Genomic DNA, 13,211 nt, shown 5'->3' with positions numbered 1-13,211 from the left:
GAAATGACTGAGCAGAACCGGGTCGCCCGGACCATCCCCCGACGCGGCCGCGAGCGGAACCTGGTGGACGTGCGCCCCGACTGGCCCGGCGGGCCGCTGCCGGCGCTGGTGCGGGCCAACGTGCCCGACGTCGACCTGACCGGCTGGCTGGCCGGCCACCGCGACGAGGTCGACGAGCTGGCCCGGCGCGCCGGGGCGGTGCTGTTCCGCGGCTTCGCCGTGGCCGGCGCGGGCGACTTCCGCGCCGTGATGGGCGCCCTCTCCGACGACGTGCTCTCCTACGGCGAACGTTCCTCACCGCGCAGCCAGGTCACCGAGGGCGTGTACACCTCCACCGAGCACCCCGCCGACCAGCCGATCGTGCTGCACAACGAGCAGTCGTACACGGTGAACTGGCCACTGCGGATCGTCTTCCACTGCGAGGTCGAGCCGGCCGCCGGCGGGCGGACCCCGCTCGCGGACAGCCGCCGGGTGCTCGCCCGGCTCCGACCCGGGATGGTCGCCGAGTTCGAGCGGCGCGGCGTGCTCTACCGGCGCAACTACCTGCCCGGCATCAGCCTCTCCTGGCAGACCGCGTTCCAGACGTCCCGGCGCGAGGAGGTCGAGGCGTACTGCGCCCGGGCGCTGATCGACGTGGAGTGGGTGGGCGAGCGGCAGTTGCGGACCCGGCAGGTCCGCCCGGCGGTGCGCCGGCACCCGGTCACCGGGGAACGGACCTGGTTCAACCACGCGCTGTTCTTCCACGTCACCTCGCTGCCCGACGACGTCAGCGCCGGCCTGCGGGCCGCTCTCGGCGAGGAGGACCTGCCCTACCAGACCGCGTACGGGGACGGCACGCCCATCGGAGACGACGTGCTGGCCGAACTGCGGGCCGCGTACGCGGCGGAGACCCGCTCCTTCGCCTGGCAGCGGGGCGACGTGCTGCTGGTGGAGAACATGCTGGCCGCGCACGCCCGGGAGCCGTTCACCCCGCCCCGCCGCATCCTCACCGCGATGTCCGACCCGGTCGCCGCGCCCGAGCTGACCGAGGCGCCGCGCGCCGGCGCCGTGGGAGGCCGGGCATGAGCGGGCCGGCGCCCCGGCGGCGCTCTACCGGCACGGTCAGCGCACCGGTGACCCGGCGGGTGCTCGTGGACGAGCGGTTCGTGCTGCTCGTCGAGTCCGCCGTGCCCGACCTCGACCTGGCCGGCTGGCTCGCCGGCCGCCGCGACGAGCTGCTGGCCGACCTGGACCGCTACGGCGCGGTGTTCTTCCGCGGCTTCGAGGTGCGCACCCCCGACGACTTCAGCCTGGCCGCCCGGGCGGTCAGCCCGGACCTGCTCGGCTATCTGGAGCGGGCCGCGCCTCGGCACGAGGTCGCCGAGCGGGTGTTCACCTCCACCGAGTTCAACGCCGAGCAGTGGATCCCGCTGCACCACGAGATGTCGTACTCGCACAACTGGCCGACGCACCTCTACTTCTGGTGCGCGCAGCCGGCCACCGGCAGCGGCGGGGCCACCCCGCTGGCCAGCGAGCGGGTCATCACGCCGCTGATCCCGGCCGACATCCGGGAGCGGTTCCTCCGCGCCGGCGTCAGCTACGTGCGCAACTACGGCCCGCACCTGGACCTGCCCTGGCAGGAGGCGTTCCAGACCAGCGACCGGGCGGAGGTGGAGGCGTACTGCGCCGCCTCGGCGACGGAGTTCACCTGGCTGGGCGGGGATGGGCTGCGGACCCGGGCCCGCCGGCAGGCGGTGGCCACGCACCCGCGTACCGGGGAGACGGTGTGGTTCAACCACGCCCACCTGTTCCACGTCTCCAACATGCCGGCCGAGGTGTCCGGCGCGCTGCTCCGCGAGTACGGCCCGGACGGGCTGCCCCGCAACGCCTACTACGGCGACGGCGAGCCGATCCCCGACGAGGTGGTCACCGGCATCCGCGACCTGTACCGGCAGCACGCCGTCTCGGTGCCCTGGCATCGCGGCGACGTGCTGGTGGTGGACAACTTCCTGGCCACCCACGGCCGGGAACCCTTCAGCGGCGACCGGCAGATCCTGGTCGCCATGTCCGACCTCTACGTCAACCGGAGTGTGGTGTGAACGGATACCGTCTGTCGCCGATCCAGCGCCTGGCCTGGGCCGGGAAGCAGGACCTGGTCCGGGCGCGGGTCCGGCTCGACCGGCCGCTGGACCGGGCCCGCTTGCAGGCCGCCGTCGACACGGTGGTGGCCCGGCACGAGGCGCTGCGGCTGACCCTCGTGCACCATCCCGGTCTGCGGGTGCCGTTGCAGGACGTGGACGACGCCCGCGCCGTGACGGTCGGGGCGCAGGGCGACCTGTCGGTCACGCTGACCGACGACGCGCTGGAGCTGGCCGCCACCCCGCTGATCGCCGACCCGGCGAGCCTGCGGCTGGTCCTCGCCGATCTGGCCCGGGCGTACGCCGGCGAGGCGCTGCCCGAGGACCCGGAGGCGTTGCAGTTCCTCGACGTGGCCGAGTGGCAGCTGGAGGAGCGGGAGCAGGCCCCGGCCGCCGGTCCGGCCGCGCCGGCCGCCCGGCTGGTCACCCCGCACGGCGACGACCCGAGCGCGGTCGTCACCGCGACGGTGCCCGCCGCCGCGCTGGCCGACGCCGCCCGGGCCGCGGGCGTCGAACCGGGCACCGTGCTGCTCGCCGCGTGGGCCCTCGCGGTGTCCCGCCGGGCCGAGGCGCCGGACGGCGCCGACGAGGCGGATCTGGTGCTGGCCCGGTGGAGCGACGGCCGGCAGGCCGACGGCACCGCCGGGGTGGTGGGCCCGCTGGGCGGCTACGGCCCGCTCCGGCTGCCCCTGCCGCTGCCGTCCTCCCCCACCGACCTGCTGGCGGTCGTCCGCGCCGCCGAGGCCGCCGCCGACGACACGTTCCACCTGGTCGACCCGGTGGACGAGCAGTCCGGGGCGGTCACCGCCTTCGCGCTGCGGCGCGCCGTGGACACGGCCACCGTGGCCGGTCTCGGCGGCGCCACGGTGACGGTCGCCGACCCGGCGCCGGCCGCCGGCCCGCAGCTCACCGCGCTGGCCGACGGCGAGGGGGTCACCGTGCGGGTGGTCGGCGGGCAGTGGCTGCTCGACGCGCTGCTGGCGATCCTGCGCACCCTGCCCGCCGCGCTCTCCGGGGACGCCCCGCTGGCCGTGCTCGGCGACGGGGAGGCCGGCTGGCTGGCCGGCGCGGCCGGGACCGCGTCCGAGGCGCCCGCGCGTACCCTCGTGGACCTGCTCGACGCGGGCCTCGCCGGGATGGCCGGGGACGCTGCGGCGGTGGTCGCCGCGGACGGCGCGTACACCGCCGGTGAGCTGCGCGAGCGAGCCGACCGGGTGGCCGGGGCCCTCGCGGCGCGCGGCCTGGCCGGTGCGCCGGTCGGGGTGCTGGCCGCCCGCTCCCGGGACACCGTCGTGGCCTTCCTCGGCGTGCTGCGGGCCGGGGCGGTGTTCGTGCCGCTGGACCCGGACGCCCCGGCGGCGCGTCTCGCCGCCCAGCTCCGGGCGGTCGGCGCGGAGGTCGTGGTGGGCGCCGGCGGCCCGGCCACCGCGACCGTGGCCGACCTGGTCGCGGCCGGCGGGCCGCCGCCCGCCGCGCCCACCCCGGCCGACCCCGCATACGTGATCTTCACCTCCGGCTCCACGGGCACGCCCCGCCCGGTGCGGGTGTCGCACGGCGCCGCGGCGCACCTCGCCGGGGCGCTGGAGCAGACGGTGTACGCGGGCAGCCGCCCCGGCCTGCGGGTGGCGGTCAACGCCCCGCTCACCTTCGACGCCTCGGTCAAGCAGCTCGTGCAGCTCGGCCACGGGCGCGGCCTCTACCTGGTGCCCGAGGAGGTCCGCCGGGACGGCGCGGCGCTCGCCGCCGCGCTGGCCGACCACGACGTCGACGTGCTCGACCTGACCCCCGCCCAGCTGCGCATCCTGCTCGCCGGCGCCGGGGACACCCGGCTGCCCGGCCTGCTCCTGCTCGGTGGCGAGGCGGTCCCGCCCGACCTGTGGGAGACGGTGGCGGCGCTGCCCGGCGTCCGCGCGGTCAACCTGTACGGCCCGACCGAGTGCACGGTGGACACCAGCGCGGCGGAGATCCGCGCCGGCGACGCCCCGACCATCGGCTGGCCGCTGCCCGGCGTCGCGGTCTGGGTGCTCGACGAGCGGCTGCGGCCGGTGCCGCCGGGCGTGGCCGGGGAGCTCTGCGTCAGCGGCCCGCAGCTCGCCGACGGGTACCTGGGCGACCCGGAGGCCACGGCGCGGCGCTTCGTGGAGGTGGCCCTGCCGTCCGGGCGCGCCGCGCGGGTCTACCGGACCGGCGACCGGGTCCGCTTCGACGCCGACCGGCGGCTGCGCTACCTGGGCCGCCTCGACGACCAGGTGAAGATCCACGGGTTCCGGGTGGAGCCGGGCGAGGTGGCCGCCGTCCTGCGCGGGCACCCCGAGGTCGCCGACGCCGCCGTGGTCGCCCGCGACGACGACGGGTACGGCGACCGGCTCGTCGCCTACGTCCGGCCCGGCGCGGCCCCGACCGTCGACGTCGACCGGATCGCCGGGGTCAACCCGCACGAGACCCGCTACCTGTACGACGAGATCTTCGTCCAGCAGGTCTACCTGCGCGACGGCATCGTGCTGCGGCCCGGGGCGACGGTGCTCGACGTGGGCGCGAACATCGGCATGTTCTCGCTCTTCGTCCACACCGTCTGCCCGGACGCGACCATCCACGCGTTCGAGCCGGTGCCGTCGGTGGTCGACGTGCTGCGGCGCAACGTCGCCGAGTTCGGCGTGCCGGCCACGGTGCACGGGTTCGGGCTGTCCCGGGCGGCCGGTGAGGTGTCCTTCACCTACTACCCCGGCTACTCGATGATGTCCGGCCACGCCGCGTACGCCGACCCGGACGCCGAGGTGGCGGTGATCAAGCGGTACCTGACCAACGAGCGGGACGCCGGCGCGGACGAGCGGGACGTCCTGCTCGGCCGGGTCGACGAGCTGCTCGCCGAGCGCTTCGCCGGCCGGCGGCTCACCGTGCCGGTCCGGCCGCTCTCGGCCGTCCTGGACGAGCTCGCCCCGGAGCGGATCGACCTGCTGAAGATCGACGTGCAGCGGGCCGAGGCGGACGTGCTGGCCGGGCTGGAGGACCGGCACTGGCCGCTGATCGCGCAGGTCGCCATGGAGGTGCACGACGCGCCCGGCACGGACACCGCGGGCCGGCTGGCCGAGCTGGTCGCGTTCTTCGAGGCGCGCGGCTTCACGGTGGTCACGCGGCAGGACGACCTGCTGGCCGGCACGGACCGGCACACCCTGCACGCCGTGCGCCCGGAGTACGCCGCCGACCCGCGCCCGGCCGTGGTCACGCCGGCCGCGCCGGCGGCCGGCCCGCTGGCGGAGCGGCTGCCCGGCTGGCTGGCCGACCGGCTCCCCGCCCACCTGCTCCCCGCCGCGGTGGTGCTCCTCGACGAGCTGCCGCTGACCCGCAACGGCAAGCTCGACCGGGCGGCCCTGCCCGCGCCCCGCCTCGGCCGGCCCGGCGCCGGCGGGGGCGTCTCGCCCGCCAACCGGGCCGAGGAGATCCTGGTCGAGGCGTGGCGCGACGTGCTCGGGGTGGCGGACTTCGGGGTGACCGACAGCTTCTTCGCCCTGGGCGGCGACTCGATCCGCAGCATCCAGATGCAGGTGGCGGCGCAGAAGCGCGGGCTGTCCTTCCAGCTCAACGACATCTTCACCCACCAGACGATCCGGGAGCTGGTCGAGCACGGGCGGCTCACGGTCGACGGCGTGGAGACCCTGCCCGGCGCGGCGGAGGCCGGGCGGTTCGCCCTGGTGGCCGGCGCCGACCGGGAGCGGCTGCCGGACGGGCTCGCGGACGCGTACCCGATGACCGCGCTCCAGCAGGGCATGGTCTACCACGGCGAGCTGACCGGCGACCCGGCCTCGTACCACAACGTCACGGCGCACCGGATCGCCGCGCCGCTGGACGTGGCGGCGCTGCGCCGCGTGCTGGCCGGGCTGGTGGCCGCCCACCCGGTGCTGCGGACCGGGTTCGCGCTGGGCGCGTACTCCGAGCCGTTGCAGCTCGTGCACGCGGACGTGCCGGTCGAGGTGCCGGTGACCGACCTGGCCGGCGCCGACCCGCAGTCCCGCCGGGCGCGGATCGACGGCCTCGTGGCCGAGGAGCGCGTACGCCCCTTCGACTGGGCGCGTCCGCCGCTGCTGCGGCTGCACGCCGTGCGGGAGGAGGCCGACGCGTTCACGCTGGTCGTCGCCGAGTACCACGGCATCCTCGACGGCTGGAGCCTGCACCGGTTCCTCACCGACCTGCTCGCCGCGTACGACGCCGAGCGGGCCGGCCAGGCCCGCCCGGCCGACCCCGGCCTGCCGTTCCGGGAGTACGTGGCGGCGGAACGGCGTGCCCTCGCCGACCCGGCCACCCGACGGTTCTGGCTGGACGGCGCGGGCGCGGCGCGGCCGCTGCTGCTCGGCGGGGCGCAGCCCCGGACCACCACCACCCAGCGGGTGCCGCTGAAGGCGGGCACCACCGAGGCCGTCGCCGAGGCGGCCCGGGCCGCGGGGGTGCCGGTCAAGTCCTGGCTGCTCGCCGCCCACCTGCGGCTGATCGGCGAGCTGGCCGGCCGGGACGACGTGGTCAGCGGCCTGGTGGTCGGGGGCCGGCCGGAGGGCGAGGGCAGCGACGCCACCCTCGGGCTGTTCCTCAACACCCTGCCGGTGGGCGTGGCGCTGGGCACCCGGTCCCCGGCCGAGCTGGCCGCCGAGGTGTGGCGGGCCGAGCGGGAGCTCATGGGGCACCACCGCTTCCCGCTCGCCGAGATCGTCCGCGCCGGCGGGGGCGGCCCCCGCTTCGACCACTTCTTCAACTGGACCCACTTCCCGCACGGTCCGGCCGACGGCGGCAGCCGCATCGTGGACAGCCGGGGCATCACCGTGGACGTGGCGTTCAGCCTCGCCGTCGACGCCGAACTGGACGCCGGGACCGGCCGGCTGGCCGTCACCGTCCAGTACGACCACCGGCACGTCCCCGCCGAGCGGGTGGACGCGCTCGCCGACGGCTTCCGCCGGCTGCTGGCCGCCGACCCGACCGCGCCGCTGCCGCCCGTCGCCGCCGCCGGGCCCGGGGTCGGTGACGCGCGCAGTGAGTGGGCGGCCCGGGTGGCGGGGGCCTGGCAGGAGGTGCTCGGTGCCGCGCCGCGCGACCCGGCCACCGACTTCCTGGCCGCCGGCGGGGACTCGCTGCGCGCCCTGCGGCTGGTCACCGTGCTGCGGCAGCGCCACGGCAGCGACCTCACGCTGCCCGAGTTCACGGCGCTGGGCAGCTACGGCGCGCTGGTGGACCGGGTGGCCCGCTCGTGACCGGCTTCGGCACGGCCGCCGTGCACGGCGACGACGGCCTGGTCCCCGGCGGGGCGGTGGCGCCGCCGATCGTGCAGAGCGCGACGTTCAGCGCCGAGTCCGACGAACGGTTCACCGAGATCGCCACCGAGGCGCGGGGCAGCGCCTTCTACACCCGCTACGGCAACCCGAACCACGCGCAGGTGGCCGCCGTGGTGGCCGAGCTGGAGGGGGCGGAGACGGGCCTGGTCACCGCCTCCGGCATGGGCGCGATCACCACGGTCGCGCTGGCCCTGCTCTCCGCCGGCGACCACGTGGTGGTGCAGCGCAGCACGTACGGCGGCACCACCTCGCTGGCCACCGGCCTGCTGGCGCGCTTCGGGGTGTCCTGCACCCAGGTCGACCAGACCGACAGCGGGGCGTTCGAGCGGGCGCTGCGCCCGGAGACCCGCCTGGTGCTCGTGGAGACACCCAGCAACCCGCTGCTGGAGCTGACCGACCTGGCGGCCGTGGTCGCGTCGGCCCACGCGGCGGGCGCGCTCGTGGTGGTCGACAACACCTTCGCCACGCCGGTCAACCAGCGGCCGCTCACCGCCGGGGCGGACCTGGTCTGGCACAGCGGCACCAAGTTCCTCGGCGGTCACTCCGACGTGTCGGCCGGCGTGGTCGTCGGCCCCGCCGGGCTGGTCGAGCGGGTGTGGCGGACGGCGATCGTCACCGGCAGCACGCTCGGCCCGGTGGACGCCTGGCTGCTGCTGCGCGGCATCCGCACGCTGCCGCTGCGGGTGCAGCGGCACAACGCCAACGCGCTCGCCCTGGCCCGGGCCCTGGAGGGGCATCCGGCCGTGGCCCGGGTCCGCTACCCGGGGCTGCCGTCGCACCCCCAGCACGACCTGGCGCGCCGGCAGATGACCGGCTTCGGCGGGGTGCTCGGCGTCGACCTCGCGGCGGGCCGGGCGGGGGCCGCCGCCCTGCTGGCCGGGCTGCGGCTCGCGAAGCGCGCGGCCAGTCTGGGCAGCGTCAGCACGCTGGTCGTGCATCCCCGGTCGATGTGGGCGGGGATCGTGGACGCCGGGCAGCTGGAAGCCACCGGCATCGGGGAGGGGCTGGTCCGCGTGTCCACCGGCATCGAGGACACCGCCGACCTGGTGGACGACTTCCTGGCGGCGCTGGACACGGCGCCGACCTGACGCGGGGCGGACGTCGGCGCATGGTCCGGGCCGCAACGGGAATCGGAGTGCCGCCAGCAGGACCGACGGACGCCAGGAGCCACGCCATGACGGACCTCTCGCCCACCGGGTCGCCGGCGCAGGCCGGCTTCGCCGTCGTGGAGATGTTCACCTCGCAGGGCTGCGAGAGCTGCCCGCCCGCCGAGGAGGTGCTGACCGAGATCGAGCGGGACGCCCGCAAGCGCGGCGAGCCGGTCTTCGCGCTCGGCTTCCACGTCGACTACTGGGACCACCTGGGCTGGCCCGACCCGTACGCCGCCGCGGCGTACACGGCCCGGCAGGAGGCGTACGCGCGGGCCTTCGGGACCGGACACCTCTACACGCCGCAGATGGTCGTCAACGGCACGGCCGAGTTCGTGGGCTCCGACCGGCGGCGGGCCGCCGAGGCCATCACGTCCGCGCTGTCGGCCGCGGCCCTCACGCCGCTGGCCCTGTCGGTCGGGAACGCGGGCGGCGGGCAGGTGGTGGTGGACTACCGGGCGGAGAAGCCACCGGCTCGGGGCATGTTGCACGTGGCGGTCGTCGAGCGCGGCCTGGAGAACGACGTGCCCCGGGGCGAGAACGCCGGCCGCCGGCTGCGGCAGGACAACGTGGTACGCGCCTTCACCTCGGTCGGCCTGGCCGCCGAGGAGGGCCGGGTGGACCTGGCGGTGCCACCGGACCTCGACCCCGCGCAGGCGTCGGTGGTCGGTTACGTGCAGCAGGACGGTGAGCGGGCCGTCGTCGGCGCCGCGGCCGTCGACGTGTCCGCCTGAGCCCGCCCGTGCGCCGCTCACCGGAGGAGCACGCCTGATGAGCATCGCCGAGTCGAGGCGCACCGCGCCGAAGGGCGCCCTGTTCCTGCTCGCCTCGATCATCGTGTCCTTCGTGGCGGCGTCGTCGGCCCCGACTCCCCTGTACGCGATCTACCAGTCGCGCTGGCACTTCTCGCCGGTCACCACCACCGCGGTGTTCGCCGTCTACGCCGTCGCGGTGCTGGCCTCCCTGCTCACCGTCGGCAAGTTCTCCGACCATGTCGGGCGGCGCCCGGTCATGCTCGCCGCGATCGCGGTCCAGATCGTCTCGCTGGTGATCTTCGTCCTCGCCGGCGGCGTACCCATGCTGGTGGCCGCCCGCGTCGTGCAGGGCCTGGCGGCCGGCGCGGCGACCGGCGCGGCGGCCGCCGCCATGCTCGACGTCGACCGTGCCCGCGGCACGCTCGCCAACTCGATCGCCCCCGGCATCGGCACCGGGGTCGGTGCGCTGTTCTCGGCGCTGCTCGTCCAGTTCCTGCCCGCGCCGACGCGGCTGGTGTACGTCGTCCTGATCGTGGTCCTGCTGATCCAGGGCGTCGGGGTCGCGCTGCTGCCGGAGACGGTCACGCCGATGGCGGGAGCGCTGCGGAGCCTGCGGCCGGAGATCAGGCTGCCCCGTGCGGTACGCGGGCCCATGCTGGTCGTCGCCCCGGTCGCGTTCGCCGTCTGGGCGCTGGCCGGTTTCTTCGGCGCGCTCGGTCCGGCGCTCGTGCGCGCCCTCATGAACTCCTCGATCGTGGCCGGAGGGCTGAGCATCTTCGTCTTCGCCGTCTTCGGGTCCGCCGCCATCCTCGTGCTGCGGGCCGCCCCGGCGCGCAGGGTGATGCTCATCGGGATCGCCGCGCTCGTCCTCGGCATGATCATCACGCTGGTGTCGGTCCGGGCGGAATCCATCGCCGGCTTCTTCGTCGGCCTGGCGTTCGGCGGGGTCGGCTTCGGAGGCGGCTTCCAGGGCAGCCTCAAGACCGTCACGCCGCTGGTCGAGGCGCACGAACGCGCCAGTGTGCTCTCCCTGCTCTACGTCGTCTGCTACGTCGGTTTCGGCCTGCCCACGGTCGTCGCCGGGTTCCTCGTGGTCCACGGCGGCGGCCTGCGCCAGACGGCCGAGGAGTACGCGGTCGCCGTCATCGTGCTCGCCGTGGTCGCCCTGCTCGGGCTGCGCGGGACGGCCCGGACGACCCCGGTGAGCCCGCGATAGCGTCGCAGGTGATGCACAGCCCTTCCGGACCAGCCGCCCTGACCACGGCCGAACACGCCATCGACACCCGCTTCCGCGCGATCCTCGCCCGGTTGCCCCGGCACGGGCCGGCCGGCTGGCTCACCGAGTTCGCGGTTTTCGGGCTCAAACAGGCGTGGTCCTGCGTCTTCGGTGGCGCGATGCTGGCCGTCATCTTCGCGGCGCAGCTCTGGTACCCGAGGGACGCGGCGTTCGCCCGCAACGACTTCCTGACGCTCGCGGCGGTCGCCATCCAGGTGGCGATGGTGGCCGGCCGCCTGGAGAGCCTGCGCGAGCTGCGCGTGGTCGTGCTGTTCCACCTCGTCGGCACGGCGATGGAGTTGTTCAAGACCCAGGTGGGCTCCTGGTCCTACGCCTCCGACGGCCTGCTCAGGATCGGCGCGGTGCCCCTGTTCAGCGGCTTCATGTACGCCGCGGTCGGCTCCTACCTGGTCCGGGTGAACCGGTTGTTCGACCTGCGTTTCACCCGCTACCCGAGGCGCTGGGTGACGGCGGTGCTGGCCGCCGCCATCTACGCGAACTTCTTCACCAACCACTACGTCGCCGACGTGCGGTGGCTGCTCATCGCCGCCGTCGCGCTCGTGTTCGGGCGCTGCGTCATGCAGTTCCGCATCTTCCGGTTCCGGTGGCGCATGCCGCTGCTGCTGGCCTTCCTCCTCGTGGCCTTCTTCATCTGGCTCGCGGAGAACATCGCCACCTGGTCGAACGCCTGGCTCTACCCCAGCCAGCTGGGCGGTTGGCACCTGGTCTCGCCGGCCAAGCTCGCCTCGTGGTTCCTTCTCATGATCATCTCGGTGGTGCTGGTCACCTGGATCTCACCCCCGCAGCCGCCCGACGACCCGCCACCGGCCACGGCGGCGGACCCGGACCGGGCCGACGCGCCGGGCGGGACGGCCACCGTCACGCCACCGTCGCCGGCGCGCTGAGCCCGCCCTCGTTGCCGCTGCGGTCCAGCCCCGAGACGCAGTAGGTGAGCGGTCCGCCGGCCGGGGCGGCGGGGTCCACCCAGCCCGCACCACGGCTGGTGCCGACCAGCCGGGCCGTGCCGCCGTCCACCCGGTAGACGGCGTAACTCACGGCGTCGCCACGCCAGGTCAGCACCACCCCGCCGGCGTCCTGACGCCGCGCCCCGGTGACGGCGGGTGCGGGCGGCGGCGCCGCCGGCAACTGGGCCATCGTGGGCAGCAGCGCGGGGGCGCCGTAGTGCGCGCGGCTGTACCGGCTGACCGCGCCGAGCTTGTCGGCGCGCACCTGCCGGGCGCTGAAGTGCACGCTCCCGCTCACCCCGTGCCGCCGGTTCAACGCGAGCTGCCGGTCCAGCTCGGCCGGATCCCGCCAGGCGCCGCGCTCACCGACCCGGTAGTCGGCCTGGCCGACGTAGAGCTGCACCCGGGTGCCCCGCACCGTGGCCGCCCACCACGGCAGCAGCTTGGCGTAGTCGGCCTTGCCGAACCCGATGTGCCAGTAGAGCTGCGGCACGACGTAGTCCAGCCACTGCCGGCGTACCCAGAGGCGGGTGTCGGCGTAGATGTCGTCGTAGCTCTGCAGGCCGGCGGTGGGCGAGCCGGCGGGGTCGGTGCGCTTGTTGCGCCAGATGCCGAACGGGCTGATGCCGAACTTCACCCACGGCTTGATCGCCTTGATCCGCTCGCTCATCTCGCGGACCAGCAGGTTCACGTTGTCCCGGCGCCAGGCGTGCTTGTCGGCGAACCGCCGGCCGTAGCGGGCGAACGCGGCGTCGTCCGGGAAGTCCTGCCCGGCCTCGGGATAGGGGTAGAAGAAGTCGTCGAAGTGCACCCCGTCGACGTCGTACCGCTGGACCGCCTCCAGCATCGCGTCCTCGACGAACCGGCGCGCCTCCGGGATGCCCGGGTTGAAGTAGAGGCGGCTGCCGGGCCGGTCGGCGCTGGGATAGGTCACCGCCCAGTCGCGGTGCCGCCGCAGCGGGTGCGTCGGCGCGAGCTGGTCCAGGCGCGGGCCCGGTCCGCCCACGGTGGCCGGCTGGCCGCCGCGGTAGGGGTTGAACCAGGCGTGGAACTCCAGGTTGCGGGCATGGGCCTCGGCGACCATGAACTCCATCGGGTCCCAGCCCGGGTCGCGGCCGTCGCGGCGCCCGGTCAGCCACTCCGACCAGGGCGCGTAGGCCGACGGCCAGAGCGCGTCCCCGCTCGGCCGCACGTGCACGAAGACGGCGTTGTGGTTGCGCCGCACCGCCAGGTCCAGCCACCCGCGGAACTCGGCCCGGGCGGCCTCGGCCGGCAGGCCCCGCCGGCTCGGCCAGTCGATGTTGTTGACCGTCGTGATCCACATGCCGCGCAGTTCGCGGGTCGCCCGGGCCGGCCGGCCCGCGCAGTCCGGGCCACCGCCCGCCGGGCCGGCGACCGCCGCCGTGCCACCCGGGTCCGGCGCGCCGCCCACGCCCGCGACCCGGTCGCGCAGCGACCAGGCGCCGACCGCGCCGACCACCGCGAGCGCGACGGCCACCGCGACGAGCGCCCGGGTACGGCGGCGGGGCACGGGCGGATCGAACGTGTCGGCGGAGGGCATCGCCCCAGTCTGCCAGCGCCGCCCAGCGGGTGAACCGGCCGGAACCGCTTCTTAACGGCCGCCTAAGGCGCCGG

Annotated in this window: 8 protein-coding genes; 7 read left to right on the top strand and 1 reads right to left on the bottom strand. The window is 75.6% G+C overall.

From position 1 onward, the window contains the following. The first annotated feature begins 3 nt into the window (after positions 1–3). From ACQP12_RS09480 to ACQP12_RS09450, 7 genes are all read left to right on the top strand, one after another. On the top strand, positions 4–1,065 hold the full coding sequence (locus ACQP12_RS09480) for a TauD/TfdA family dioxygenase (RefSeq protein WP_433286710.1): 1,062 nt from the start codon (positions 4–6) through the stop codon (positions 1,063–1,065). Beyond that, positions 1,062–2,078: a TauD/TfdA family dioxygenase gene (locus ACQP12_RS09475; protein ID WP_433286707.1), complete on the top strand. Its 1,017-nt coding sequence runs from the start codon at positions 1,062–1,064 to the stop codon at positions 2,076–2,078. Before ACQP12_RS09480 ends, ACQP12_RS09475 begins: the two co-directional genes overlap by 4 nt. Further along, positions 2,075–7,351, top strand: a complete 5,277-nt coding sequence (locus ACQP12_RS09470; protein WP_433286705.1) for an amino acid adenylation domain-containing protein — start codon at positions 2,075–2,077, stop codon at positions 7,349–7,351. Before ACQP12_RS09475 ends, ACQP12_RS09470 begins: the two co-directional genes overlap by 4 nt. Then, the gene (locus tag ACQP12_RS09465) at positions 7,348–8,520 is read left to right on the top strand and encodes a trans-sulfuration enzyme family protein (RefSeq protein WP_433286703.1); all 1,173 of its coding nucleotides are present in this window, start codon (positions 7,348–7,350) and stop codon (positions 8,518–8,520) included. Before ACQP12_RS09470 ends, ACQP12_RS09465 begins: the two co-directional genes overlap by 4 nt. Before the next feature lie 86 nt (positions 8,521–8,606). After that, entirely contained in the window at positions 8,607–9,314 is a 708-nt protein-coding gene (locus ACQP12_RS09460; RefSeq protein WP_433286701.1) for a DUF1223 domain-containing protein, read from the top strand. Positions 9,315–9,351: 37 nt separating this feature from the next. After that, positions 9,352–10,551: an MFS transporter gene (locus ACQP12_RS09455; RefSeq protein WP_433286699.1), complete on the top strand. Its 1,200-nt coding sequence runs from the start codon at positions 9,352–9,354 to the stop codon at positions 10,549–10,551. 11 nt (positions 10,552–10,562) lie between these two features. Beyond that, positions 10,563–11,516 carry a DUF817 domain-containing protein gene (locus ACQP12_RS09450; RefSeq protein WP_433286697.1) on the top strand — a complete coding sequence of 318 codons (954 nt, stop codon included), beginning with the start codon at positions 10,563–10,565 and terminating at the stop codon, positions 11,514–11,516. Here ACQP12_RS09450 and ACQP12_RS09445 read toward each other — a convergent pair. Continuing rightward, a complete protein-coding gene (locus ACQP12_RS09445) occupies positions 11,491–13,137 on the bottom strand; it encodes a glycoside hydrolase family 10 protein (RefSeq protein WP_433286695.1) in 1,647 nt (548 codons plus the stop codon). The two genes, ACQP12_RS09450 and ACQP12_RS09445, sit on opposite strands and share 26 nt — an antisense overlap. Positions 13,138–13,211 lie beyond the last annotated feature (74 nt).

This window comes from Micromonospora sp. CA-244673 (assembly GCF_050948395.1).
Classification (GTDB): domain Bacteria; phylum Actinomycetota; class Actinomycetes; order Mycobacteriales; family Micromonosporaceae; genus Micromonospora.
The sequence above is the reverse complement of the archived record's forward strand: the minus strand, read 5'-3'. Positions and strand labels throughout refer to the sequence as shown.